The following is a 25,833-nucleotide window of genomic DNA, read 5'->3' on the forward strand; positions in this document are numbered from 1 at the left end:
ATTGCTCCATTTAAGGGGCAGAACATATGGATTGAAGGGCATCACCCCATGAGCATGATTATCGGTGGCAAGTCACCGGCCGCTGGCACCACCGCCCCCGCCGTGGCGCCGGGCGACCTGATCAAGGAGTCCAATACCCAGGCCTTCATGGTGGACGTGATCGAGGCCTCCCGCCAGCAGCCCGTCATCGTCGATTTCTGGGCGCCATGGTGCGGGCCCTGCAAGCAGCTGGGGCCAGCCTTGGAGAAGGTGGTGCGCCAGGCCGGCGGCAAGGTGCGCATGGTCAAGATCAATGTGGACGAGAACCAGCAGCTCGCCCAGCAGATGCGCATCCAGTCGATCCCCGCGGTCTATGCCTTTGTCGATGGCCAGCCCGTCGATGGCTTCATGGGCGCACTGCCCGAGGGCCAGCTGAAGCAATTCGTCGACCGCCTGGGCAGCCAGGGCAATATGGCCGAAGAAATCGAAGCCGCCGTGGCCGAGGCCCGGGCCGCCCTGGAGCTCCAGGATTTTGCGACGGCTGGCCAGATCTTCGGCCAGGTGCTGCAGGTCGACCCCGAGCACGCAGGTGCCATTGCCGGGATGGCGCGCTGCCAGATGGCGGCTGGCGACCTCGACGGCGCGCAGGCGACGCTGGCGCTGGTTCCGCCCGCCAAGGCCAATGACCCGGAGATTCTGAGCGCCCGGGCGGCGCTGGAACTGGCGCTCAACCCCGTTGACGTCTCAGAGATCGGTACGCTCAAGGCGAAGACCGAAAAGAACCCGGATGATTTCCAGGCACGGCTTGAGCTTGCCGTACTGCTCAACGGGGCGGGCGACCGCGCGGACGCCACGGACCAGCTGATCTACATCATCAAGAAGATGCGCAGCTGGGACGATGAGGCGGCGCGCAAGCAGCTCGTCAAGTTCTTCGAGGCCTGGGGCCCCAAGGATGAATTCACCATTGCCGGCCGCCGCAAGCTTTCGTCGGTGCTGTTCTCGTAAACTGGAAGGAGGCGGGGCGCCCATGGGCTTCTTCGACCGTTATCGCCAACCGGATGATCTGCCGCAGCGCATCCCCGTGTTTCCGCTGGGCGGCGCGCTGCTGCTGCCGCGTGCCGATCTGCCGCTCAACATCTTCGAGCCGCGCTACCTGGCCATGCTCGATCATGCCCTGTCTTCAGACCGGCTGATCGGCATGATCCAGCCTGCGGAAGGCCAGGAGGCGGCGGAGGTTCCCGCGCTCATGAAAGTGGGCTGTGTGGGCCGCATCACCTCCTATGCAGAAGCAGCCGATGGCCGCATGCTCATCACCCTCACCGGCGTCAGCCGCTTTCAGGTGGTGGAAGAGCTCAGTGTGACGACGCCCTACCGCCAGGTGATCGCCAATTATCATCCCTTCGCCGCTGACCTTGTGACCGGCACCGGAGCTGCGGATGTGAACCGCCCGGCGCTGCTCAAAGTGTTCCGCGATTATCTCGACGCCAACAACATGAGTGCGGATTGGGGCGAGGTCGATCAGGCGCCGACAGAAGTGCTGGTCAACACGCTGTCGCTGCTGGCGCCCTATCCGCCGCCGGAAAAGCAGGCCTTGCTCGAAGCACCCGATCTCAAGACCAGGGCGGATGTGCTGGTGGCCCTCACCGAAGTGGCTCTCGGCAAGCTTGGCAAGGGCGCCAAGCCCCGCCTGCAATAGGACAGAACATGCCTGACATCCGCACCGATCCCCGCCTTCTGGAATTGCTGGTCTGCCCCGTCACCAAGACCCGGCTGCAATATGATGCCGAACGCCAGGAGCTGATCTCGCGCGCGGCGGGCCTCGCCTATCCGATCCGGGACGGCATCCCCATCATGCTTCCCGATGAGGCGCGCGAGATCAACCGTGAGTGAGCCCTGGCCGGAGGAGCTGCGGCTGGTCTCCGGCGGCGGAGCGCTGCATGTGCGCTTCGATACGGGCGAGGCGCATGCGCTTTCGGCGGAATATCTGCGGGTCGAAAGCCCGAGTGCCGAGGTCAAGGGGCATGGGCCCGGGCAGGAGCAGCTCGTCTGGGGCAAGCGCAATGTGAAAATTCGCAGGCTCGAGCCTGTCGGCAGCTATGCAGTGCGCGTCGTGTTTGACGACGGGCATTCGACCGGGCTTTTCACCTGGCCCTATCTGCTGAAGCTCGGCCGCGAGCGCGAAACGATCTGGCAGGCCTATCTCGACAAGCTTACGTCAGCCGGCTTCAGCCGTTAGAGCTTCCCGCGCGACCGTCATGCCAGCGAAGGCTGGCATCCCGCTTTGCTTGTGGCGCATGCTGACAGATAGCGGGACCCCAGCCTGCGCTGGGGTGACGAACGGATGGGGCGTATTGAGGATATCCGACAGGCTTACTTCAGCCGTGAGAGCTCCCCGTTCATACCGTCATGCCAGCGAAGGCTGGCATCCCGCTTTGCTTGTGGCGCATGCTGACAGATAGCAGGACCCCAGCCTTCGCTGGGTTGACGAAACGGATGGGCGGAGTTCTGTCCGTGACGTCCCGTGACCGTGCGAGGCTTTAAACCTTCTCCCCGCGCAAGAGCTTCGGCAAATTGCCGGAAATTCCTGCGGCCTCCGACACGAACATCGACTTCATGCCGCCCATGCGGTTCACCACGAGAAGGCCCGCGCGGCGCAGCAGCGTCAGAACCGGGTTGGTGTTGGCGAAAAGGCGGTTCATGCCATCCATGGCCGCACCGGTTGCCACCGTGTCGAAGCGGCGCCACTGGGTGTAGCGGTCCAGAACCGCCTCACTGCCGATGTCGAGGCCCAGTCCGGATGCGTCATGGATGCAATCCGCCAGCGCCGCCACATCGCGAAGGCCCAGGTTGAAGCCCAACCCCGCCAGCGGGTGCAGCACATGGGCAGCGTCCCCCACCAGCGCCAGGCGTGGTGCTGAAAAGCTCTCGGCCAAATACATGGCGAGAGGGTATCCATGGCGGCCCGAGATCAGCTTCACCTCCCCCAGATGGCTACCGAAGCGGAGCTTCAGCTCCTCCTCGAAATCAGGGAGCGGCAGCGCCAGCATGCGCTGGGCGGCCTCCGTCCGTTCAGACCAGACGAGGGAGGAGCGGTTTCCGGGCAGGGGCAGGATGGCGAAGGGGCCTGAGGGGGTGAAATGCTCTTCCGCCCGCCCGTTGTGCGGCAATTCATGCTCGACCGTCGCGACGAGGCCCATCTGGTCATAAGGCCAGCCGATGAGCTTGATGCCCGCTGCCTCACGCGCCGGCGAATTGCGGCCATCGGCGGCAACGATCAGCGGCGCCCGCAGCACCGTGCCCCCGGCCAGCCGAACCGCGGCAAGGCCCGGTCCGAAGCTGTATCCTTCCACAGGATCGCCCACCACAAAGCTGATGTGAGGCGCGGCCTCGGCCTCTTCCAGCATGGCAGCATAGAGGAAGCGGTTTTCAATCATATGGGCGGAGGGGCCGCCCTTCATGTCATCCGCGCCGAACTGCAGCAGCACCGGGCGGGCCCCGCCGGGGATCGCACTATCGGTCACGATGATGTCGGTCATCGGCTGCGCTTCGTGGGCAACCTTGTCCCACACGCCCAGCGCCCCAAACATGCGCCTTGCGGCAGCGGTAATGGCGGAGGCCCGGCCGTCAAAGGCGTTGGAGGCGAAGGCGCGCGGGTCGCGGGCATCCACCAGGGCAATCTCCAGCGGCCGCTTCACCTGGCGTCCACCCAGAGCAAGCGCTGCCGCGAGGCCGTTCAGCGCCGCGCCGATGACGATGATGTCGTAAGCTTTGGTCATGGCTCCTGTTTCGCCGGTATCGCCCCTGAAATACAGGTGGTGCTGAGTCGCGGATCACTCTGCTTAAAATTCCATCTGATCACCTGCTTGCACCGCAACATGCTTAAATATTATGCATGTACTGAAAGTGGTGAGTCAAATTTCGCCAAGGTTTCAAACATTTAGCAGTTTGCCCAAACTGGCATGAATCTTGTTTAAGTAAACACACATATTCAGAAGGGGGTTGTGGATGAAATTTGTGATTGCAGTCATAAAGCCATTCAAGCTGGAAGAGGTGCGAGAAGCGCTGGGTGCTCTCGGCATTCAGGGAATCACAGTCACCGAAGTGAAGGGCCATGGCCGCCAGCGCGGCCATACCGAGTTCTATCGCGGGGCCGAATATACCGTGAGCTTCGTGCCCAAGGTGAAGCTCGAACTGGCGGTAGACGAAAGCATGGCCGACAAGGTCATCGAAACCATCCAGCTCGCGGGCCAGACCGGCCAGATCGGTGACGGCAAGATCTTCGTGCTGCCGCTCGAACAGGCGGTGCGCATCCGCACCGGCGAATCCGGCGCCGCCGCGCTCTAATCATGCTTACAGGGAGCAATTTCATGGATTTTAAGCAATGCCTCCGCCGGCCGGCGCTTGCCGCAACGGCGGGACTCGGCCTCTCGATCCTCTCCGCAACCTCGGCCGGTGCTGCGGCAACCGTCAACAAGGGTGACACCACCTGGATGCTGGTTGCCACCTGCTTCGTGGTGCTGATGACGGTGCCGGGCCTCGCCCTGTTCTATGGCGGCCTGGTGCGTGCCAAGAACGTTCTGTCCGTACTCATGCAGGTTCTGGTGGTCTTCTCGATCATCTCGATCCTGTGGGTTCTCTACGGCTATTCCCTGGCCTTCACGGGGAATGCCTCGGCCTCGCTCAACCCCTTCATCGGCGGCTTCTCGAAGCTGTTCCTCGCCGGGGTGACGCCGGCCTCGGAGATCGGCACCTTCTCCAAGGAAACCAACATTCCGGAACTGGCCTTCGTGATCTTCCAGATGACGTTTGCCTGCATCACGCCGGCCCTCATCGTCGGCGCCTATGCCGAGCGCATGAAGTTCTCGGCCGTGCTGCTGTTCATGGTGATCTGGTTCACCTTCGCCTATCTGCCCATGGCCCACATGGTGTGGTTCTGGGCCGGCCCCGATGCCTACACGCTGTCGGCGGACAATCTCTCGCTCATTGCCTCGATCGTGGGTGAGGACAAGGCCAACCAGCTGCTCGCCGCATTGGGCGCTGCAACGACGGATGATGCCAAGGCGGCAGTGCTCGGCGAGTATGCCTCGCTGGTCAACGCCACCAACGGCTATCTGTTCAACCTCGGCGCCCTCGACTTCGCGGGCGGCACCGTGGTTCACATCAACGCCGGTGTTGCGGGCCTCGTCTGCGCCATCGTGCTCGGCAAGCGCGTGGGCCTCGGGCGTGATCCCATGGCGCCGCACAATCTCACCTTCGTGCTGACGGGTGCGGGCCTTCTCCTCTTCGGCTGGTATGGCTTCAATGCCGGTTCCAGCCTGGAAGCCAACGGCCTCACCGCGCTCATCATCCTCAACTCCACCATCGCGGCTGGTGCTGCGGCGCTGGCGTGGATGGGCGGAGAGTGGATGTTCCGCGGCCACCCCAGCCTCTTGGGCGGTGCCTCGGGCCTTGTGGCGGGTCTGGTTGCCATCACACCGGCCTGCGGCTTCGTGGGTCCCGGCGCGGCAATCCTGATCGGCCTTGCGGCAGGCTTTCTCTGCCTGTGGGCCGTGGTCGTGCTCAAGAGCAAGCTCGGTTATGACGATGCGCTGGACGTCTTCGGCGTCCACGGCATCGGCGGCATACTGGGTGCACTGCTGACCGGCGTGTTCGTGAACCCTGCCCTGGGCGGCAGCGGCGTCACGGATTACCTGGCGGCTGGCGCCACGGTGGCAACGGCGGCCTATTCCTTCAGCGGCCAGATGTATGCCCAGTTCATGGCGGTGATCATCGCCATCGTCTGGACGGCCATCGTGTCCGTCGTGGCGCTGATGATCTGCAAGGCCGTCTTCGGCCTCCGCGTCAAGGAGCAGGAAGAACGCGAAGGCCTCGACGTGGTCGATCATGGTGAGCGCGCCTACAACTGAGGCGCCTGAACCAGCACACACATGCTGCCGGCGGGGTCTTCCCCGCCGGTTGGCTTTTCGGAAGGCTTAAACCCCGCCTTAACCACGCCGCCGCCAGAATGGCTTAACCATGTGTTAGCCGGAGGATGACCTCCCCGGCGGAGGCTTTGCGATGGCGTACCAACCTTCCTACGATACTGACGACAGCGCTGTGCCAGCCGCCGTCCGCATCTTCTTCAAGCGCCGGCTGTTCGAGGCGGCGGGCATCTCGGCATTCCTGGTGCTGATCGCTCTCAGCCTGTCCCTTGCCTCCTGGTCGGTCGATGACCCGTCCCTCAACCATGCGCTGGACCGCGCGGCGCGGAACTGGCTGGGCTATCCCGGCGCGGTGATGGCCGATGAGCTGATGCAGTTCCTGGGCCTCGGCGTGCTCGCGCTGCTGGCAATCCCGATGCGCTGGGCGGTGGGGCTTCTGGCGCATCAGGGGCTCGCTCGGCCGTTCCGGCAGGTGATCGCCTGGCTGTTCTGCGCCCTGGCGGTGAGCGCCACGCTCTCTGCCCTGCCCGCACCTGGCGGATGGTCGCTCACCTCCGGCCTCGGCGGCAATGCGGGTGACGTTCTGCACAATCTGATCATGATGGTCCTGTCGATCGCCATCAAAGGCCATCTCGCCGGACTGATTTCCGGGCTCCTCATGCTGGCGGCCAGCGTCTACTTCGGGCTGCGCGCCTTAAGCCTCACGCGGGCGGCCGCCGTCCAGAAGGTCCAGGCAGCGCCAGGCCGCAGCCGCCGGGTGGCGGGCGCCATGGGAGCTGCCTTCCGCCAACTCCGGAGCACGGCAGGGGATCTGTGGGCGCGCTGGCGTGAAATCAGGCGCACCGAAGCCGAGCTCGAGCGCCAGGACGGCGAAGATGACATCATCCGCCGCCTGGCACCGCAGCCTGAGGCGCCGTCGCGCCGCGGGCGCGGAAATGCTCGCATCGAGCCGGTGCTCAGCCCCGCACCGCGCCGCACCTACGCAGCAGAACCAGCCGATGAGGAAGAACCCGAAGCCTATGAGGAGGCTTACGCGGACGATGGTTATGCGCCGGAACCCGAGCCTGAATGTTATGAAGAAGAGGCCGAAGAGGTGCCGGCACCGCAGGTCGCCCGCAGCCACAAGCCGGTGAAGCAGGGCAAGCGGCTGAAGAAGGACATGCAGCCCGGCCTCGCCTTCGCCACCCCGGATGAATATGAGTTTCCGCCCCTCACGCTTCTGGCGGAGCCGAAGCGCCTGGGAAAGCCTGCCGAGCTTTCGGATGACGCGCTGGAGCAGAATGCCCGCATGCTGGAAGGCGTGCTCGATGATTTCGGCGTCAAGGGCCAGATCCTGAAAGTTCGCCCCGGCCCCGTGGTGACCCTGTATGAGCTGGAGCCCGCCCCCGGCATCAAATCATCCCGCGTCATCAGCCTGGCGGATGACATTGCCCGTTCCATGAGCGCCATTTCGGCCCGTGTGGCGGTGGTGCAGGGGCGCAACGCCATCGGCATCGAGCTTCCCAACGCCAAGCGCGAAACCGTCTTCCTGCGCGAGATGCTGGGGTCGGAGACCTTCGAGAAAACCAACCTCAACCTCGCGATTGCGCTGGGCAAGAACATTGGCGGCGAACCGGTCTTCGCCGATCTGGCGCGCATGCCCCATCTTCTGATCGCGGGCACCACGGGCTCGGGCAAATCGGTGGGCATCAACACCATGATCCTGTCGCTGCTCTATAGGCTGCCGCCGGAGCGCTGCAAGCTCATCATGATCGATCCGAAGATGCTGGAATTGTCCGTGTACGAAGGAATTCCGCATCTGCTCGCGCCCGTCGTCACCGATCCGCGCAAGGCGGTCGTCGCGCTCAAATGGGCGGTGCGCGAGATGGAGGATCGCTATCGCAAGATGTCCAAGGTCGGCGTGCGCAACATCGATGGCTACAATGCCCGCATGAAGCTTGCCGCAAGCAAGGGCGAGGAACTGCACCGCACCGTTCAGACCGGATTCGACCCCGAATCGGGCGAGCCTGTGTTCGAGAAGGAGGCGATGGACCTCTCGCCCATGCCCTACATCGTGGTCATCATCGACGAGATGGCGGATCTGATGATGGTGGCCGGCAAGGACATTGAAGGCGCCGTCCAGCGGCTGGCGCAGATGGCGCGTGCCGCCGGTATCCATGTGGTAATGGCCACGCAGCGCCCGTCGGTCGATGTCATCACCGGCACCATCAAGGCCAACTTCCCGACGCGCATGTCTTTCCAGGTCACCTCCAAGATCGACAGCCGCACGATTCTGGGCGAGCAGGGCGCGGAGCAGCTTCTGGGCCAGGGCGACATGCTCTACATGGCCGGCGGCGGGCGCATCTCGCGTCTCCACGGCCCCTTCGTGGCCGACGATGAAGTGGAAAAGATCGTCAGCCACCTCAAGGCGCAAGGTGCCCCCAGCTATGTGGAGGCCGTGACCGAGGAGCCCGAGGACGGCGCCTTCGGCGATGGCGGCGGCACCGGCGGCGAAGGGGGCGGCACGGGTGATGATCTCTACGACCAGGCAGTGGCCGTCGTCCTCAGGGACAAGAAGGTCTCGACCTCCTATGTGCAGCGCCGCCTGCAGGTCGGATACAACAAGGCGGCAAGCCTGATCGAGCGGATGGAGCGCGAGGGGTTGATCTCGGCTGCCAACGCCACCGGCAAGCGCGAGATCCTCGTTCCCGGGGACAGCGCCCGGGTGTAAAGCATTGCCATGTGGCTTTCCGGGAACTTGCCTCAAATTTGGCCCGTTCTTGCGGATAAGCGTGCCATGGCATAGAAGTCCGGGCAATTCGCGCCCTATCCGGAAAGAACAGGATGAACAGTTTCTCGCAGCTCTCCCGCCGTGCCTTCCTGGGACTAACGCTTGTCGCCTTTTCGGGCCTGCCGGCGCTGGCAGGAAATCCGCTGAAGCTCACGCCCGAGCAGGAGGCCTCGGTCGACGGGATTTCGGACTATATGAACAGCATCAAGACGATGCAGGGCGAGTTCACCCAGATCAGCCCCAAGGGCAACGAATCGCAGGGCGTGTTCTACATTTCCAAGCCCGGCAAAATGCGGTTTGAATATGCGCCTCCCAATCCCTTCCTGATCGTTTCGGATGGCACCTGGCTCACGATCAAGAATGTGAAGAAGGAAAAGGGTGACCAGCTCCCCCTGTCCCAGACGCCGCTGCGGCTTGTGCTGTCCAACAAGGTGGACATCGCCAAGGAAACCAACATCCTCGATTTCCAGGAGCAGGACGGACTTGTTTCCGTGACGCTCGAGGACAAGAAGAACACGCTGGGCAGCGGTCAGCTCACCCTCGTCTACGACAAGGTGAAGAACGCGCTCCAGCAGTGGATCGTGATCGACGGCAAGGGACGCAAGACCACGGTTGGCCTCGAGAACGTGCAGACCGGCGTTCCGGTTGACCCCAAGCTCTTCGTCGTCAAGATCGTGCGGGACAGCAAGAACGGGCCCTAATCCACAGGCCTTGCCAGCGGCCTTCCGCTCCCGCTATCAGCAGGGGCATGAGTCTTACCGTTGCCACCTGGAACATCAATTCGGTCCGCCTCCGCATCGGGCTGGTCTCCAAGCTTCTTGAAGGCTGGCAGCCGGACGTGCTGTGCCTGCAGGAGACCAAATGTCCGCAAGGGCAGTTCCCCTCAGGTCCCATCCGCGAGCTGGGGTACGAGCATATCGCTGAGTTCGGCCAGAAGGGCTATCATGGGGTCGCGATTGTTTCGAAGCGCCCCTTCCTGGCACAGGCCACGAAGCCGTTCTGCGGCAAGGAAGACTGCCGCCACATTTCCGTGACGGTGGCGGGTACCAAGCCCATCACCATCCATAACCTTTATGTGCCCGCCGGCGGCGACGAGCCGGACCCCGCGATCAACGACAAATTTGCCCACAAGCTGCAGTTCATCGACGAGCTCGAAAGCTGGTTCGGCAAGGACTGCGTGCCCAAGGGCCATGAGGGAATTGTGGTGGGAGACCTCAACATCGCGCCGCTCGAGCACGACGTCTGGTCCCACAAAGACCTGCTCAAGGTCGTGAGCCATACGCCCATCGAGACCGAAGGTCTGCTGCGGATCCAGAAGAAGGGCAAGTGGGTCGATCTCATGCGGAACCATGTGCCGCCTGAGGAGAAGCTCTACACCTGGTGGAGCTACCGCGCGCGGGACTGGGAGGCCAGCAACCGCGGCCGCCGGCTAGATCACATCTGGTCGACCCAAGGGCTGGCGCCCAAGTGTTCCAGGATCGAAATCGTGAAGGAAGCCCGCGGCTGGCAGCAGCCATCGGACCACGTGCCCGTGGTGGCGAGCTTCTCGGCCTAAGTTTGGCTCTTTGAGCATCGGGCGGTCTCGTAAAATCGCCGGAAGATCTGCGCCCTCTCCTTCCCGTCACCCCAGCGGAAGCTGGGGTCCCGCCTTGTATCAACATGTGCTGCAACGAAAGCGGGTAGCCAGCCTTCGCTGTCATAACGGTGCGAGCTGGGCGTTGATCTCGTTTGAGCGCTCGCTGATCTAGAGGCTCTTGAAGGAGCGCGCCGTTTCGAAGCTCTGCCGGGTGATTTCGAGTTCGCCCATCGCGGTATCGAGCTTGCGGGCCAGAATGCTGAACACCGCCCGGCCAAACTCGGGAAATTCTCCTGCCACCCGCATGAAGAGCTCGCGGTCGATGCGCACGGCCGCCACCGGTTCCGCGGCCGTCGCGGTGATGGAATAGGGCCGGTCACCGATCATCGCCACTTCGCCCAGCATGGCGCCAGGCCCTGCCGTTCCAATGGGACCGGCCTCCACGGTCGAGAGCAGAACCTCACCGCTGAGAATGAGATAGGCAGCAGCACCCAGCCGGTCCTGCTGCATCACCACGTCACCCGTGCTGAAAGTTTCGCGTACGGCAGAGAAGGCGAGCAGCTGCAAGTGAACGGCTTCACACTCCGAAAAGATCGGAATGCTCCGGAATGTTTCCACGTCAGCCCTCACACTCATTCAGCGTGGTCCGGCTGAAGCTCTGCAGCCCCTGACCCCATTTTTCCCTCAGCTTTCGTCATGCTCGTAACACGGGACGGGGGGAACGCCAAGCTTAGGGCACGAGCTTGTAACCGCCACCTTCGGTGACAAGGATTTCGGCGTGGGACGGGTCACGTTCAATCTTTTGGCGCAAACGATATACGTGGGTTTCGAGCGTATGGGTGGTGACCCCGGCGTTATAACCCCAGACATCCTGCAGCAGCACGTCCCGGCTGACGATCTGCTCGCCAGAGCGCAGCAGGAACTTGATGATCGCGGTTTCCTTCTCGGTCAGCCTGATCTTGCGGTTGTCGTCCCGCAGCAGAAGCTTGGCGGCAGGCTTGAAGGTGTAAGGCCCAACCTTGAACACCGCATCTTCGCTGTGCTCGTGCTGGCGCAGATGCGCCCTGATTCGGGCCAGCAGCACGGCGAAGCGGAAGGGCTTCGTCACATAATCATTGGCGCCCGAATCGAGGCCCAGAATCGTGTCCGCCTCGGAGGTCTGGGCGGTGAGCAGGATCACCGGCCCCTTGTAGCCATTGCGGCGGATGATCTTGCAGGCTTCACGCCCGTCCATGTCCGGGAGGTTCACATCCAGAATCACGAGGTCCGCGCTATCTGCCTTGATCACCTTGATTCCGGCCGTTGCCGTGGCCGCCTCGGTCACCGCGAACTCGTCATGCAGCGAGAACTGCTCCTTGAGCGTTTCCCGCAACAAGTCGTCGTCATCGACGATGATGATCTTCTTCGTGGTGCTCATGAAAGCCCCTTATGCCCGGAAGCCTTTGAAATCGCTTGCCCCTGCGAAACGCAATGTTAGGGTGTTGCTTGTTCTTTTCAAGGCCAAAGCGCAAAACACGTCACCGTGACCAATCCCATCGACACAATTTATGTGCTCACCCTCAGCGGCCGCGCCACCACGGGTCTTCTGAAGGTGGGGCAATTGACCTTTCCCTGCTCCCTCGGCCGCACCGGCCGGCGCTGGCTGAAGCGTGAGGGGGATGGGGCGAGCCCGCGCGGCACATGGGGATTCCGCCGCCTGTTCTACCGGGCAGACCGCGGCTTTCCGCCCCGTTCGGGCCTCGCCCCGCTGGTGATGCGCCGGCACGACGGCTGGTGCGAAACCGTGGGCGACCGCAATTACAACCGCCTGGTCCGCATTCCCTATGCCACCTCGCATGAGACGATGCAGCGCCAGGACCATCTCTATGACATCGTGGTGGAGCTTTCGCACAATGAGCGGCCCCGCGTGCAGGGGAATGGGAGTGCCGTGTTCTTCCACCTCCGCCAGCCGGACGGCGGTCCGACCGCTGGATGCATTGCCGTGTCGCTGAAGGACATGCGGACGATCCTCAAGTGGATCGGCCCCCGAACACGGATCCAGATCTAGCCGCGGGTGCCGAAAATCGCGGATCCCACCCGCACATGGGTGGCGCCGCAGGCGATGGCGGGCGCATAGTCCCCGCTCATCCCCATGCTGAGCCCGGCAATACCATTGCGCCGGGCGATCTCCGCCAGAAGGGTGAAATGGGGGGCGGGGTCTTCCTCAGCCGGCGGGATGCACATGAGGCCTGAGATTTCGAGGCCATAGACGTTACGGCACTCCGCCAGAAATTCATCCGCCGCATCAGGGTCGATTCCAGCCTTTTGCGGCTCCCGGCCGGTGTTGACCTGGACGAAAAGCTTCAACGGCTTGGCCTGGCGGCGCATTTCCCGAGATATGGCCTCGGCGATTTTCGGCCGGTCCACGGTGTGGATGGCGTCGAACAGCTGCACGGCCTCTGCAGCCTTGTTGGACTGCAGGGGGCCTATCAGGTGCAGCTCAACATCGGGCCAGCGCATCTTGAGGGCGGGCCACTTCGATTTCGCCTCCTGCACGCGGTTCTCGCCGAAGACCCGCTGCCCGGCCTCGATCACGGGCATGATCTCGGGGCCGTCAAAGGTTTTGGAGACCGCGATCAGGGTCACGCTGCCTGGCGCCCGGCCCGCGGAGGCTTCCGCCTGCATGACCCCGTTCAGCACCTTTTTGAGACCCTCATGGACCATTCGCTAAACTCCTGTAAGCACGCAGCTTTAGGCCAAGCTTGCAGGCCATTTCAAGGACTGGTACCAGCAAGGCCCAGACAGTTTCCCGCCGCCGACAGGATCAGAACCTTGAGCATCGAACGTTACAACCCGCGCGAAGCCGAACCGCGCTGGCAGAAGCATTGGACCGAGAACAAGAGCTTCGAGGCGAAGGAAGACCCCGCGCGCGAGAAATATTACGTGCTCGAGATGTTCCCCTATCCCTCGGGCCGCATCCACATGGGCCATGTGCGCAACTACACGATGGGAGACGTGATCGCGCGTTTCCGCCGGGCGCTGGGCTATAATGTGCTTCACCCCATGGGCTGGGACGCCTTCGGCATGCCGGCGGAGAATGCCGCCATCGACCGCGGCGTTCACCCGAAGTCCTGGACCTATGACAACATCGCCAGCATGAAACGGCAGCTCCAGTCGATGGGGCTGGCGCTGGACTGGAGCCGCGAGATCGCCACCTGCGATCCCTCCTACTACCGCCATGAGCAGGCGATGTTCATCGACTTCATGAAGGCGGGGCTGGTCGAGCGCAAAGTCTCCATGGTGAACTGGGACCCTGTGGACCACACGGTGCTCGCCAATGAGCAGGTGATCGACGGCCGCGGCTGGCGCTCTGGCGCGCTGGTTGAAAAGCGCGAGCTGGCGCAATGGTTCCTCAAGATCACCGCGTATTCGGATGAGTTGCTGACTGCGCTCGACGGCCTCACCAAGTGGCCCGAAAAAGTGCGGTTGATGCAGAAGAACTGGATCGGGCGCTCGGAAGGCATGCGCTTCTCCTTCGCGCTTGAAGACGAGAACGGCGCCACGCTGAATGAGCGCCTCACGGTCTACACGACACGCCATGACACGATTTTCGGCGCGAGTTTCTGCGCTATTTCGGCTGACCATGAGCTGGCGCGCCGCCTCTCCGAAACGGATGAGGGGCTTGCCGCCTTCCGTCGGGAGGTGGCAGCGCTCGGCACATCGGAAGAGACGATTGAGCGCGCGGAGAAGAAGGGCCAGTTCCTGAAGCTCTATGCCCGCCACCCGTTCCGGCCCGGCGTGCGGCTTCCGGTCTATGCGGCCAATTTCGTGCTGATGGGATATGGCGAAGGCGCCATCTTCGGCTGCCCCGCGCATGACCAGCGCGACCTCGATTTCGCCCGCAAATATGATCTCCCGGTTCTCCCCGTCGTGGCACCCCGGGGGACCGATCCGGCGGCCTTCGAAATCGGTGACGAGGCCTTTGTCGAGAAGGAAGGTGACAACACCGTCCTCATCAACTCGGACTTCCTCGATGGCAAGAGCGTGCCCGAGGCCAAGGAAGATATTGCCAGGCGCATGGAAGAGATGGGCATCGGCGCGCGCAAGGTGAACTTCCGCCTGCGTGACTGGGGCGTGTCCCGCCAGCGTTACTGGGGCTGCCCCATTCCGGTGATCCACTGCAGCTCCTGCGGCATCGTTCCGGTGCCGAAGTCCGAGCTTCCGGTGACGCTGCCGGATGACGTGACCTTCGACAAGCCGGGCAACCCGCTGGAGCATCACCCGACGTGGAAACACGTGGACTGCCCCTCCTGCGGCAGGCCTGCGCGGCGCGAGACGGACACCTTCGATACGTTCATCGACTCCTCCTGGTATTTCGCGCGCTTCTGCTCGCCGCATGCGGAAGAGCCGGTCGACATGGCGGCCGGAAAATATTGGATGGGCGTGGACCAGTACATTGGTGGCGTTGAGCATGCGATCCTGCATCTGCTCTATTCGCGCTTCTATGCCCGGGCGATGACAGCCACCGGCTATCTCGCCATCAAGGAGCCGTTCGAGAGTCTGTTCACGCAAGGCATGGTCATTCACGAAACCTTCCGTACACTGAGCGGTGAGTGGGTGCTTCCCGCCGATGCCGTGAACAAGGACGGCGTGTGGGTGCATGCCGAAACGGGCGAGCCGCTGGAAGTTGGCGGTGTCGAGAAGATGTCGAAGTCCAAGAAGAACGTCGTGGACCCGGACGACATCATCGCGCGCTATGGCGCTGATACGGCGCGCTGGTTCATGCTGTCCGATACGCCGCCCGAGCGCGACATCGAGTGGACGGAAGCAGGCGCCGAAGGCGCCTGGCGGTTCACCCAGCGCATCTGGCGCCTCGTCAACGATGCTGCGGGCTTCGCGGGCGGCAACGATGCTACCTCCTCGCTGGAGCTGCGCCGCGCCGCCCACAAGGCACTCCATGCGGTGACGGAAGATCTCTCGGCGCTCCGCTTCAACCGGGCGATCGCGCGGGTCTATGAGCTTGCCAATGCCCTGAGCGCGGCGCTGGCAGGCGCCAAGGCCGATCAGGCTTCCGTCAAGGAAGCCGCCGAATTCCTCGTCCTCATGTCTGCCCCCATGATGCCGCATCTGGCGGAGGAATGCTGGCAGGTGCTGGAAAAGCCCGGCTTTGTGGTGGATACGGCCTGGCCCAAGGCGGACCCTGCCCTGCTGGCGGATGATCAAGTGACGATTGCCGTTCAGGTCAATGGCAAGCGCCGTGACGAGATCACGGTGGCGAAGGACCTTGATGCCAAGGCAATCGAAGCCCTGGTGCTGAAGCTCGATTCGGTTGCGCGCACGCTGGAGGGCCGCCCTGTCAAGAAAGTGATTGTGGTGCCCGGCCGTATCGCCAATATTGTCGGCTGATGCGCAGGGCCTCCGCCATTCTCCTTCTCACTGCCGCACTGGCGCTTGCCGGCTGTGGCTACCGGCCGCTTTATGGCTCGTCCTCGGTTGATCCCGGCGTGGCGGGCCAACTCGCGTCGATCTCCATTCCGGAAGCAGAAAATCGCGTGGGCCAGATCATCCGCAATGATCTGATCTCAAGCTTGCAGAGCGGCAAGGGACAAGACAAGTACATCCTCAATCTGGCCACCACCGTAAACGATACAGGCGTCATCCAGAAGAAGCAGCCTGCCGTCACCCGTCAGGCCATTCTGATCACCGTGAATTACGATCTGGTGGACAGGTCCACCGGCACCGTGCTGACCAAGGGCACCACCTTCGCGCGCGCTGCCTATGACGTGATCCGCGAGCCTTTCGCCGATCTTCAGGCCCAGACGGATGCCAAGGAGCGCGCCGCCCATGAGGTGAGCTCCGACATCCGCATCCGCATCGCCGCCTGGTTTGCAAAGCAGCAACAGCCGAAGTCATGACGGCCATCAAGCCGGCGGGGCTCGATGCCTTCCTCCGAAAGCCGGATCCGGCGATCACCGCCATCCTGATTTACGGCGATGAAGGAGACGCCGTGCGCGAGCTGGCGCAGCGCGCCGTCAAGAAGGCCGCAGGCTCGCTGGACGATCCCTTCGCCGTCACCGCGCTGAGCGAACAGGATCTCTCGTCAGATCCCGCAAGGCTCACGGATGAGGTGCAGTCGATCTCCATGTTCGGCGGCGCGCGGGCCGTGTGGGTCAAGGGCGTTGGCGAGGGTTTCCTCAAGGCCATCATGCCGGTGCTCGAAGGCAAGGTGCAGGGAAATCTCGTGGTGGCGGAGGCCGCGGGGCTGCCCAAGAATTCGCAGCTTCGCAGCCAGTTCGAGAAAAGCCCGCATGCGCTGATCGTGCCCCTCTATGAGGCAGAGGCCAGTGAAATTGCCGCGATGGTGGAGCAGATCCTGGCGCAGGACAGGCTGAAGATCGGGCCTGATGCACTCGCCCGTTTCATTGAACTGGCGGGAACCGCCCGCGGGCTGGTGCGGCGCGAGGCCGAGAAGCTGGCGCTCTATTGCCTGGGCTCAGAGCGCGTCAACCTTGAAGATGTGGAGGCCGTCTGCGGCAACGATACCGGCTCCACGCCTGACGAACTGGCGGACAGCGTGTTTGGCGGCGAGGTGGAGGAGGCGGACCGGCTGTTCCACGACCTGGTGCGCGGCGGCGAAGATGCGTCAAGGCTTTTGGGCGTGGTTCATCTCCATGCCATGCGGCTGGCGGAGTTCCGCCTGGCGATCGACCGCGGCGCACAGGCCGAACAGGCGGTCAAGCAGGCGAGGCCCCCCGTGTTCTTCCGGCGCCAGCGGCTGGTCCTGGGCCAGCTTCGCGCCTGGAGCCTCACCGATCTCGTGACGGCGGGAACCACGCTCCTGGCCAATGTGCAGGCCTCCCGCCAGAATGCCGGTCTCTCGGAGGCCATTGCCGGCCGTTGCCTTCTCTCCCTGGCCCGCAAGGGCCTGTCGCTCCGCTACGACCGCTAGTTACGCCCTCGCAGGGTTGACGCAAGGTCTGGGGCAGAGACTGACAGATGCGACTCACGTGGCATCATGACCCAGAAATTCACCGATATTCTGACCTATGTGCTCTCCTTTGCTCTTGCTGCGGGCGTGAGTGCCTTTGCCGCGATCAAAGTGATCGAACTGGACGGCATGGAAAATCCGCCGGCCAATCTCGGCCTCAACTTTCCGCCGGCTCCTCGCAAAGTCATCATGGAAGGCCCGGACGGAACGGATCCGCTGACCACGCAATCGCTGGGGACTACAGGGAAACGGCAGTCAAATCGCGCGCCCGATCTGGCTGCCGGTGCGGCTGGGCTCTCTGGCTATGAACTGCTGACAGTTGTCGACGGGGTGGCCTTCGTGTCCATTGCCTCCTCGCAGGGGAAGACGCTGGTGCCGGTGATCGTCGGCAGCAGGTTGCCAGGTGGCCTCACGGTGGACACCATCTCACAGAGGCGCGGCAGATGGGCGCTGGTTGCCGGCAATCTTACCCTTGAGCAGAAAGTGCCGTCTGCTCAGTAGAGACCGCGCAGCAGCCGGTCGATGTAGTCGCGCTCGAATTTCGGCAGCGCGGAATCGCCGGCGCGCGAACGGAGCATATCGAGTATCTCACGCGCACGCTGCAGAGCCTGTTCAGACGGCAGCATGTTGCGGTCTGGGCCGGTGTCTTCGCTGGTGCTGGGCAGGGGGCGGCCGAGCGGGTCGCGGTCATCGCCGCGGGCCTCGCCATCGCGGCCCTCATTGCCTTGCTGACCCTGGGATTGCTGCATCATCTGGCGGGCCAGGCCCTGTGCGCCTTCGCGCAGCTTGGCCAGTGCCTCCCCCTGATCTCCCAGTGCCTGGTCCTTGTCACCGTCCCGCAGGGATCCTTCCGCGCGGTTCATGCTCTTGCCGGCCTGGCCGAAGGAGCGCGGTGCGTCCATGCCGTTCTGGCCGAACTGCTTCATCAGCTCTTCCAGCATCTGGCTGAGGCCCTGCTGGCGGTCACCAAGGCCACCCATGCCCTGCTGGCCCTCCTGCTGGCCATTCTGCTCACCGTCCTGCTGGCCGTCTTCACCCATGCCCTGCTGCGGCGCGCGCTGGGTTTCATCCATCAGCTTCTGCTGCTGGCGCATGAGATCCGAAAGCTTGTCCAGCATCTGGCTCAGCGGGCCTTCCTGGCCCTGCTGCCCCTGCTGCGGCATGCCCGGCTTCATGTTGCGCAAGATGTTCTCCAGCTGCGAGAGCATCTGCTGGGCGGCTTCATTGTCACCGCTCTTGGACAGCTTGTCGATCATGTCCAGCATCTTCTTGAGGTCCTGGGGCGTCACCACCATGCCCTTCTGCGGCGCCTGGTTCTTCTGGCCCTCGGACATACGCTTCTTGGCATCTTCCATCATCGACTGCATGTAGCGGTCGAGCGCCTTCCTCAGCTTCTCGGTCAGCTGGGCGATGCGCTCCGGGGGCGCGCCGTCGCGCAGGGCCTTCTCCAGCTCCTTGCGGATCGCCTCAAGCTCAGCCTTGGCATCGGCCAGGACACCATCCTCGACATTGACGGCGATCTGCCACAGGAGCCCGATTGCGGTGTCCACATTGGCCCGGTCATCGGTGTCGCGCAGGCGCGACAGCGCTGCGGCAATGGCAATGTGCGGGCCCGAACCCTCGATCAGACCCTCGGGATAGGTGAGGATCGCATCAAGCATCTCGGCCACGCCGCCCGCTTCCTCGGGGTCCAGGATCAGGCGGCGGCGCTGCTCGATCAGGGCGCGGGCTAGCGGCTTGGTGAATTGGCGCTCGGGCAGGCGGAACACGCGCTTCTCGCTCTGCATGGTGTTGCCGGCGGCATCACGCGCCGTGAGCGTCATCTCCACCATGAAGCCGGCCCACGGGTGTTCAGCAACGTCGGCCTTCGACTCACCCGTCTCGTCCCGGGAGTTCGCCCTGCGCAGGCTCACGGGCAGTTTCGGCGGGTCAAACTCGAAGATGCCGGCATCGGTAAAGCCTTCGCCATCGTCCTGCGTGTCGGCGAGGTAGATGTCAGCGGTGATGCCGGTGACGCCATAATCGTCAGACGCCTTCCACTTGGCGGTCAGCATGCCGGAGGAATCGCCCGTGGGTGTTTCGGAGATCTCGACCTTCGGCGGTGCGTCAGGGATCAGGGAAATGCGCCAGCTCCCCAGTTCCTTCTCCGCGTCCGTCACCTTGATGATGGCCGGCCGCTCGAGCGTCACCTCGGCCTGGAACACGCCATCAGCACTCTTAATCTTGGGCTTGAAGCCCTGCACCTCAGGCGATGGACCGGTTCCCTCCACGGGCGCGTGGAAGGACAGCACAGGCGCCTTGGCCCCGGTGATGCGCAGGGAGAGAACGGATTTCTCCGGAATGTGAATCTCGGGGTCGAGCTTGAGCCGCTCCGCCATGGCCGGACTCGTCAAAAGAAGTGGCGGCACGGCGGTATAGGCGGGGGGCCGGACCCAGGCATCCATGGCAAGCTGCGGTGCCGGGGCAGGCGCCGAAAAGGCAAAGCTGTCCACCAGATTGCCGCGCGGGTCGCCGGGGCCCAGCAAAATCGCCGCCACGAGTGCGAGCGCTGCGGGCAAACGAAGGGCGCGAGGGTCGATGTCACGCCAGGTGGAGGCGGGGGCACCGGCCTTCAGATCGCTCAGGCTGCGCAGCTGTCGCAGCCGGTGCTCTTGCCAGATGGCCTGCTGCATGGGCCCGTTTGCGCCATTGGCAAGACTGTCGGTTCCGGCTGAAACAGGGCGATGGGTGAGGCCCGTCTTCTCCTCCACCCGGCGCATCCCTTCGTGCCGGCTTGGCCAGCGCAGGTGCCGCAGCGGCCAGAGCGACCACAGCAAAGCGATTGTGAAGAAGATGAGCACCGCCAGGCGCGGCCAAATGGGCAGTTGCGGCAGAACCCCGCCGATCACCAGGGCCGCCGCGATTGCGAGGATCACCAGCGGCCAATGCAGGCCGGCCCAGAGGTGCTCAAAACCAAGCGCCAACCGCGCCTGACCGATCTTGCGGTCAACGCGTTTCATCTGGATCAGCTGGTCATTTCCGGTCGGCATCTGGCAGCCATGCTAACACAATTGGAGGCCAAATTGTGCCGGAGAGCCGTTCACAATCCTGAAACTGCGCTCACGCCTTCGTTTTTTCCTGCCAGGGGGCGAGCTGGTCCATGCCGATCAGCTCTTCATAGCTCTGGCGCGGGCGGATCAGGGCCCAATGGGCCTCCTTGACCAGCACCTCAGGCACCAGCGGGCGCGTATTGTAGGTTCCCGCCTGAACGGCGCCATAGGCACCGGCCGTCAGGGTGGCGAGAAGGTCACCTTGCGAAACCTTGGGCAGCTTGCGGCTCTTCGCCAGATAATCGCCCGACTCACAAACCGGCCCCACCACATCGGCCGTCATCGTCTCAGTGCCTGCGGTCTCGTCGACGGGAATGATCTCATGATAGGCGTCGTAAAGCGTGGGGCGGATCAGGTCGTTCATCGCGGCGTCCTGGATCACGAAATGCTTCTCGGTGCCGTCCTTCACATAGATGACGCGCGAGACAAGAATGCCGGCATTGCCGACGATCATGCGCCCGGGCTCCAGAACGAATTTGAGGTTCAAGGGTCCCAGCACACGCTTCACCATGGCGGCATATTCATCCGGGTGCGGAGGAACGTCATTGGTGCCGCGGTAGGGAACGCCGAGGCCACCCCCCAAATCGAGGTGGCGGATGTTGTGGCCATCGCTGCGGAGTTCCGCCGTGAGTTCCCCCATCAGCCGGAAGGCTTTCTCGAAGGGTTCGAGTTCGGTGATCTGGCTGCCGATATGCATGTCGATGCCAGCCACATCGATTCCGGGCAGGGCGGCGGCGCGGGCATAGACGTCACGTGCCTGCTTGTAGGAAATGCCGAACTTGTCTTCGGCCTTGCCGGTTGAAATCTTGTGATGGGTCTTGGCGTCAACATCCGGGTTCACGCGGATCGACACGGTGGCGCGCTGGCCCACGCGCCTGGCCACTTCCGACAGGAGGTCAAGCTCAGGCTCCGACTCGACGTTGAAACAGGCAATGCCTTCGCGCAGTGCCAGCGCCATCTCGCGCGCCGTCTTGCCGACGCCGGAGAATACGATCTTTCGCGCCGGAACGCCGGCCGCCAGGGCGCGGCGCAATTCGCCTTCGGACACCACGTCCATGCCCGCACCCAGCTCCGCCATGGTGCGGATCACCGCCTGGTTGGAATTGGCCTTCATGGCATAGCAGATCATGTGGTCTGTGCCGGCAAAGGCATCCTGCATCACCTTATAGTGCCGCTCCAGCGTGGCGCTGGAATAGCAATAGAAGGGCGTGCCGATTTCGCCCGCCAGTTCCTTCAGATTCACGTCTTCGGCGTGCAGCACGCCGTCACGATAGGCGAAATGATGCATGGGCTATTGTGCCTGTTGGGTCTTCTCGGTGGCGGGTGGCGGCTCCGGGTCACCCTTGATGCCGCAGGCGGCAAGCGCCAGCGAAAGGGCAAGGAGCATCAGAACACTCTTCATCGGTTTCATCCCATCACCCTTTCAGCAGCTTGAGCCAGCGCTTAGCTTCGCGCGTCACATTCCTTGGAGCGGTGCCGCCGAAGCTCACGCGGGAGGCAACGGAGCTTTCAACCGTCAACACCTTGTAGACATCCCTCGTGATGCGCGGTTCTACCTTCTGCATCGCCGCGAGCGGCAGCTGGGGCAGGTCGACTCCTTCGGCCTCCGCCAGGGCGACGAGGCTTCCCGTCACATGGTGGGCGTCGCGGAACGGCATCTTCAGCGTACGGACGAGCCAGTCGGCAAGGTCCGTCGCCGTCGAGAATCCGGCGGCCGCGGCTTTGCGCATATCTTCCGCATTGGGAACCATGTCCTTCACCATGCCCGTCGTGGCGGCAATCGCAAGCGACATGTTGTCAAAGGCGTCAAAGGCCGGTTCCTTGTCTTCCTGCATGTCCTTCGAATAGGTCAGGGGCAGGCCCTTCATGACGGTGAGCAGTGCGACCAGTGCGCCGATTATGCGGCCGGGCTTGGCGCGCACCAGCTCGGCTGCATCGGGGTTGCGCTTCTGCGGCATGATGGAGGAGCCGGTGGTGAACTTGTCGGAGAGCTTCACGAAGCGGAACTGGCTTGTCGACCAGATGACGATCTCCTCCGCCAGCCGCGAGAGGTGGATCGCGCAGATGGCGCAGGCGGACAGGGTTTCGAGAACGAAATCGCGGTCGGCCACGGTGTCCAGCGAGTTGCGGGTCGGCCGGTCAAATCCTAAGGCCTCGGCCGTCATGTGGCGGTCGATGGGGAAGCTCGTGCCCGCGAGGGCCGCTGCACCCAGCGGGTTCTCGTTCATGCGCTTTCTTGCGTCTGAAAGCCGCGAGCGGTCCCGCGCCAGCATCTCCACATAGGCCAGCATGTGGTGGCCAAAGGTAACGGGCTGGGCCACCTGCAAATGGGTGAAGCCTGGCATCACGGTGGCGGCATGGGCCACAGCCTTCTGCGCCAGCGCCTGCTGCAGCTCTTTCAGCTGCCGGTCCAGATGGTCCACGGTGTCGCGCACATAGAGGCGGAAATCGAGCGCCACTTGGTCGTTGCGGGAGCGCGCGGTGTGGAGGCGGCCCGCGGCGGGGCCGATCAATTCCTTCAGGCGGGATTCGACATTGAGGTGGATGTCCTCGAGGGCCCGCGAAAAGATGAAGGTTCCCGCCGCGATCTCGGCTTGCACCTGGTCCAGGCCCTTCCTAATTTCTGCGGCGTCGGATTTCGAGATGATTCCCTGTTTCGCGAGCATCGCGGCGTGCGCTTTCGAGCCCGCGATGTCCTGGGCGAACAGGCGCTTGTCGAAGCCGATCGAGGCGTTGATCTCTTCCATGATCGCGTCCGGCCCTGACTGAAACCGCCCGCCCCACATCTTGTTCGTCATCGAATTTCCTTCATTCCGTCCGAGACATCCTGCGCATGAGCCCTGAAAAGAAGAAAATCCGTCCCCTGCCGCAGATCGCGGCGGGCTTCCTGCTGCTCGCGGCGATCACGGGCTATTATCTGTATGAGGAGGGGTGGCGCAAGGCCGGACCTGCGGAAACTGTGGCTGCAGCCTTGGCCCCGGCGGCCCCAGGCGGGCTTTCCAAAGACCTGGCCACGGGCTCTCTCGCCGCCTTCCTCATCAGGCCCGAGCCCAAACCGCTGCCAGACCTTGCCTTCCAGGATGGCGCGGGCAATCCGCTCAAGCTTTCGGACTGGAAGGGCAAGGTGGTGCTGGTCAATCTCTGGGCCACCTGGTGCGCGCCGTGCCGGAAGGAAATGCCGGATCTTGCGAGGCTCCAGAAGGAGCTGGGCTCAGACCAGTTCGAGGTTGTCGCCATCAGCGTGGACCGCAAGGGGGCCGAAGCCTCCTCCGCCTTCCTGAAGGAAACAGGAGCCGATAATCTGAAGCTCTATGTGGAGCCCACCACGGCCATTGTGAATGACGTTCAGTCGGCGGGGCTTCCTGCGACGATCCTGGTTGATCGCCAGGGCCGCGAGATCGGCCGGCTGCTCGGGCCTGCCGAGTGGGCGAGTCCGGAGGCCAAGGCGCTCATCAACGCCGCCATTGCAGAAAAGGGCTGATCAGCGCGTCGGGACCGGCTTCTCGCCGCGGTAATCATAGAAGCCGCGGTTGGTCTTGCGGCCGAGCCAGCCGGCTTCGACATATTTGACCAGCAGCGGGCAGGGGCGGTATTTCGAATCCGCCAGCCCATCATGCAGCACCTGCATCACCGAGAGGCAGGTGTCGAGGCCGATGAAATCCGCAAGCTCCAGCGGCCCCATCGGGTGGCGCGCACCCAGCTTCATGGCCGTGTCGATGGCCTCAACGCCGCCCACACCTTCGTAAAGCGTGTAGATCGCCTCGTTGATCATCGGCAGCAGAATGCGGTTGACGATGAAGGCTGGAAAATCTTCCGAGACGGCGATGGTCTTGCGCAACGATGCGGCGAATTCGCGGGCGACCGAGAAGGTCTGCTCATCGGTCGCGATACCGCGGATCAGCTCCACCAGCTCCATCACCGGAACGGGATTCATGAAGTGGATGCCCATGAATTTCTCGGGGCGGTCGGTGGCAGCGGCAAGCCTGGTGATCGAGATCGATGAGGTGTTGGAGCCCACCAGGCATTCGGGCTTCAGATGCGGGCAGAGTGCCTGATAGATCTTGCGCTTGACCTGCTCGTCTTCAACAGCGCTTTCGATGATCAGATCATAGTCGCCGAAGCCCTCATAGGAATGGACCCCGCGGATGCGCGACAAGGCCTGGTCCCGGTCCGCCTCGGACAGCTTGTTCGAGCGCACTTGGCGGGCGAGATTTCCGTTGATGGTAGCAAGGCCCGCTTCGATCCGCTCCTTGGTGACGTCATAAATGCCAACGTCATAACCGGCGATCGCGCAGACATGCGCGATGCCGTTTCCCATCTGACCGGCGCCGATGACGCCGACTTTTCTGATCTGCATGTGAACGAGGCGCCTGAATTCAAACGATGCGCGAGCCTATATCGCGCCTATTTCCGGAGCAAGAGCGTTTCGCATGTGCAGCAATAGCACTTTAGGGTGGGCTATTGCTCATCTTGCATGGATGATCGGTAAATTGAGGTGTTCGCCTCACTGTGTGAGTGAAGGTTTGTAGGCTGCTCGCAAGAAAAAGGGCGGCCGAAGCCGCCCTGATGTCTGGTCATTCCACGCCGATTACTTGCCGAGCTTTGCCAGCTCCGCGTCGAATTCGGGCACGGCCGTGAAGAGATCGGCCACCAGCCCATAATCCGCCACCTGGAAGATCGGGGCTTCCTCATCCTTGTTGATGGCGACGATGATCTTCGAATCCTTCATGCCCGCCAGATGCTGGATGGCGCCGGAGATGCCCACCGCGATGTAGAGGTCAGGCGCCACCACCTTGCCGGTCTGGCCGACCTGATAGTCATTGGGCACATAGCCTGCGTCAACCGCTGCGCGCGAGGCGCCAACGGCGGCGTTGAGCTTGGAGGCGACCGACTCGAGGAGCTTGAAATTGTCACCGTTCTGCATGCCGCGGCCACCGGAGACGACGATCCGCGCCGAGGTGAGCTCCGGCCGGTCCGACTTCGACAGGTTCTCGCCCTTGTAGGAGGAGAGGCCGGGGTCGGACGGCGCGTTCATGCTCACGATTTCCGCCGCACCGCCTTCGCCCGCTGCGGGGAAGGAGGCCGTACGAACGGTGATGACCTTCTTGTTGTCCGTCGACTGCACTGTCTGCACGGCGTTTCCGGCATAGATCAGGCGCACGAAAGTGTCCGCGGACTTGACCTCGGAGATGTCCGAAATCTGCATCACGTCCAGAAGGGCTGCAACGCGCGGCATGACGTTCTTGCCATTGCCGGTCGAGGCGGTGACGAGATGGTCATAGGCGGGGGCCAGTGCCACGATGAGGGCTGCCATGGGCTCGGCCAGCGGGCGCTCAAGAGACGTGCTCTCGACGTGGAGCACTTTCTTGACGCCGTCGAGCTTTGCCGCCTGCGCCGCAGCGCCGGCGGCATTGTTGCCCGCCACCAGCACATGCACGTCGCCGCCCATCTGGGCTGCGGCGGTCAGGGCCTTGTGGGTTGCGTCCTTGAGGGTGGCATTATCGTGTTCTGCAATGAGGAGGACAGCCATG

25 protein-coding genes are annotated in these 25,833 nt (G+C 63.3%); 15 read left to right on the top strand and 10 right to left on the bottom strand.

Annotation, left to right across the window (positions count from 1 at the left end; all coding sequences use genetic code 11):
- Nucleotides 1–48: 48 nt before the first annotated feature.
- Genes trxA through ACO06F_RS12710 form a run of 4 tightly spaced genes read left to right on the top strand, consistent with a single transcriptional unit; the run spans nt 49 to nt 2,215 of the window.
- Complete coding sequence (trxA, locus tag ACO06F_RS12695) at nt 49–984, top strand: thioredoxin (RefSeq protein WP_421693118.1); 936 nt, start codon at nt 49–51, stop codon at nt 982–984.
- Between the two features lie 22 nt (nt 985–1,006).
- Nucleotides 1,007–1,675, top strand: coding sequence for an LON peptidase substrate-binding domain-containing protein (locus tag ACO06F_RS12700; RefSeq protein WP_421693119.1), 669 nt, complete (start codon nt 1,007–1,009; stop codon nt 1,673–1,675).
- Between the two features lie 8 nt (nt 1,676–1,683).
- Nucleotides 1,684–1,869, top strand: a complete 186-nt coding sequence (locus ACO06F_RS12705; protein WP_421693120.1) for a Trm112 family protein — start codon at nt 1,684–1,686, stop codon at nt 1,867–1,869.
- Nucleotides 1,862–2,215, top strand: coding sequence for a gamma-butyrobetaine hydroxylase-like domain-containing protein (locus ACO06F_RS12710; RefSeq protein WP_421693121.1), 354 nt, complete (start codon nt 1,862–1,864; stop codon nt 2,213–2,215). The genes ACO06F_RS12705 and ACO06F_RS12710 overlap by 8 nt, the downstream gene beginning before the upstream one ends.
- Before the next feature lie 301 nt (nt 2,216–2,516).
- Here the strand turns inward: ACO06F_RS12710 and ACO06F_RS12715 are convergent, their stop codons facing one another.
- Nucleotides 2,517–3,755, bottom strand: a complete 1,239-nt coding sequence (locus ACO06F_RS12715) for an FAD-dependent monooxygenase (protein ID WP_421693122.1) — start codon at nt 3,753–3,755, stop codon at nt 2,517–2,519.
- A gap of 229 nt (nt 3,756–3,984) precedes the next feature.
- Here ACO06F_RS12715 and ACO06F_RS12720 point away from each other — a divergent pair, with 229 nt between their 5' ends.
- The 5 genes from ACO06F_RS12720 (at nt 3,985) to ACO06F_RS12740 (ending at nt 10,225) form a co-directional block, all read left to right on the top strand.
- Nucleotides 3,985–4,323 carry a P-II family nitrogen regulator gene (locus ACO06F_RS12720; protein ID WP_421693123.1) on the top strand — a complete coding sequence of 113 codons (339 nt, stop codon included), beginning with the start codon at nt 3,985–3,987 and terminating at the stop codon, nt 4,321–4,323.
- A 23-nt stretch (nt 4,324–4,346) separates the two neighbouring features.
- Nucleotides 4,347–5,885, top strand: coding sequence for an ammonium transporter (locus ACO06F_RS12725; protein WP_421693124.1), 1,539 nt, complete (start codon nt 4,347–4,349; stop codon nt 5,883–5,885).
- 151 nt (nt 5,886–6,036) lie between these two features.
- On the top strand, nt 6,037–8,610 hold the full coding sequence (locus ACO06F_RS12730; RefSeq protein ID WP_421693125.1) for a DNA translocase FtsK 4TM domain-containing protein: 2,574 nt from the start codon (nt 6,037–6,039) through the stop codon (nt 8,608–8,610).
- A gap of 113 nt (nt 8,611–8,723) precedes the next feature.
- Nucleotides 8,724–9,371, top strand: a complete 648-nt coding sequence (locus ACO06F_RS12735) for a LolA family protein (RefSeq protein ID WP_421693126.1) — start codon at nt 8,724–8,726, stop codon at nt 9,369–9,371.
- 47 nt (nt 9,372–9,418) lie between these two features.
- Nucleotides 9,419–10,225: an exodeoxyribonuclease III gene (locus tag ACO06F_RS12740; RefSeq protein WP_421693127.1), complete on the top strand. Its 807-nt coding sequence runs from the start codon at nt 9,419–9,421 to the stop codon at nt 10,223–10,225.
- 189 nt (nt 10,226–10,414) lie between these two features.
- On the opposite strand, the gene ACO06F_RS12745 is transcribed toward ACO06F_RS12740, so the two are convergent.
- Together ACO06F_RS12745 and ACO06F_RS12750 are read right to left on the bottom strand one after the other, a co-directional pair.
- Nucleotides 10,415–10,864: a Crp/Fnr family transcriptional regulator gene (locus tag ACO06F_RS12745; protein WP_421693128.1), complete on the bottom strand. Its 450-nt coding sequence runs from the start codon at nt 10,862–10,864 to the stop codon at nt 10,415–10,417.
- Between the two features lie 112 nt (nt 10,865–10,976).
- Nucleotides 10,977–11,663, bottom strand: coding sequence for a response regulator transcription factor (locus tag ACO06F_RS12750; protein ID WP_421693129.1), 687 nt, complete (start codon nt 11,661–11,663; stop codon nt 10,977–10,979).
- 105 nt (nt 11,664–11,768) lie between these two features.
- Here ACO06F_RS12750 and ACO06F_RS12755 point away from each other — a divergent pair, with 105 nt between their 5' ends.
- Nucleotides 11,769–12,293: a L,D-transpeptidase family protein gene (locus tag ACO06F_RS12755; protein ID WP_421693130.1), complete on the top strand. Its 525-nt coding sequence runs from the start codon at nt 11,769–11,771 to the stop codon at nt 12,291–12,293.
- Here ACO06F_RS12755 and ACO06F_RS12760 read toward each other — a convergent pair.
- Nucleotides 12,290–12,949: a YggS family pyridoxal phosphate-dependent enzyme gene (locus tag ACO06F_RS12760; RefSeq protein WP_421693131.1), complete on the bottom strand. Its 660-nt coding sequence runs from the start codon at nt 12,947–12,949 to the stop codon at nt 12,290–12,292. The two genes, ACO06F_RS12755 and ACO06F_RS12760, sit on opposite strands and share 4 nt — an antisense overlap.
- 108 nt (nt 12,950–13,057) lie before the next feature.
- Here ACO06F_RS12760 and leuS point away from each other — a divergent pair, with 108 nt between their 5' ends.
- The 4 genes from leuS (at nt 13,058) to ACO06F_RS12780 (ending at nt 17,714) form a co-directional block, all read left to right on the top strand.
- Complete coding sequence (leuS, locus tag ACO06F_RS12765; RefSeq protein WP_421693132.1) at nt 13,058–15,631, top strand: leucine--tRNA ligase; 2,574 nt, start codon at nt 13,058–13,060, stop codon at nt 15,629–15,631.
- Nucleotides 15,631–16,140 (top strand): LPS assembly lipoprotein LptE, encoded by a 510-nt coding sequence (lptE, locus tag ACO06F_RS12770; RefSeq protein ID WP_421693133.1) that lies wholly within the window; start codon nt 15,631–15,633, stop codon nt 16,138–16,140. Before leuS ends, lptE begins: the two co-directional genes overlap by 1 nt.
- Complete coding sequence (gene holA, locus ACO06F_RS12775; protein ID WP_421693134.1) at nt 16,137–17,174, top strand: DNA polymerase III subunit delta; 1,038 nt, start codon at nt 16,137–16,139, stop codon at nt 17,172–17,174. Before lptE ends, holA begins: the two co-directional genes overlap by 4 nt.
- A gap of 66 nt (nt 17,175–17,240) precedes the next feature.
- Nucleotides 17,241–17,714, top strand: coding sequence for a hypothetical protein (locus ACO06F_RS12780; protein WP_421693135.1), 474 nt, complete (start codon nt 17,241–17,243; stop codon nt 17,712–17,714).
- Here ACO06F_RS12780 and ACO06F_RS12785 read toward each other — a convergent pair.
- The 4 genes from ACO06F_RS12785 to argH form a co-directional block, all read right to left on the bottom strand.
- A complete protein-coding gene (locus ACO06F_RS12785) occupies nt 17,708–20,242 on the bottom strand; it encodes a TIGR02302 family protein (RefSeq protein ID WP_421693136.1) in 2,535 nt (844 codons plus the stop codon). The genes ACO06F_RS12780 and ACO06F_RS12785 overlap by 7 nt on opposite strands.
- Nucleotides 20,243–20,312: 70 nt before the next feature.
- Entirely contained in the window at nt 20,313–21,590 is a 1,278-nt protein-coding gene (gene lysA / locus ACO06F_RS12790) for a diaminopimelate decarboxylase (protein ID WP_421693137.1), read from the bottom strand.
- 3 nt (nt 21,591–21,593) lie between these two features.
- Nucleotides 21,594–21,704, bottom strand: coding sequence for an LPS translocon maturation chaperone LptM (lptM, locus tag ACO06F_RS12795; protein ID WP_421693138.1), 111 nt, complete (start codon nt 21,702–21,704; stop codon nt 21,594–21,596).
- A gap of 13 nt (nt 21,705–21,717) precedes the next feature.
- A complete protein-coding gene (gene argH / locus ACO06F_RS12800; protein ID WP_421693139.1) occupies nt 21,718–23,100 on the bottom strand; it encodes an argininosuccinate lyase in 1,383 nt (460 codons plus the stop codon).
- 35 nt (nt 23,101–23,135) lie between these two features.
- Between argH and ACO06F_RS12805 the strand changes: the two genes are divergently transcribed.
- Entirely contained in the window at nt 23,136–23,783 is a 648-nt protein-coding gene (locus ACO06F_RS12805) for a TlpA family protein disulfide reductase (RefSeq protein ID WP_421693140.1), read from the top strand.
- On the opposite strand, the gene ACO06F_RS12810 is transcribed toward ACO06F_RS12805, so the two are convergent.
- Nucleotides 23,784–24,659 carry a 3-hydroxybutyryl-CoA dehydrogenase gene (locus ACO06F_RS12810; protein WP_421693141.1) on the bottom strand — a complete coding sequence of 292 codons (876 nt, stop codon included), beginning with the start codon at nt 24,657–24,659 and terminating at the stop codon, nt 23,784–23,786.
- Nucleotides 24,660–24,890: 231 nt separating this feature from the next.
- Nucleotides 24,891–25,832, bottom strand: coding sequence for an electron transfer flavoprotein subunit alpha/FixB family protein (locus tag ACO06F_RS12815; protein WP_421693142.1), 942 nt, complete (start codon nt 25,830–25,832; stop codon nt 24,891–24,893).
- Nucleotide 25,833 lies beyond the last annotated feature (1 nt).

Source organism: Aestuariivirga sp., from assembly GCF_965227715.1.
Taxonomy (GTDB): domain Bacteria; phylum Pseudomonadota; class Alphaproteobacteria; order Rhizobiales; family Aestuariivirgaceae; genus Aestuariivirga.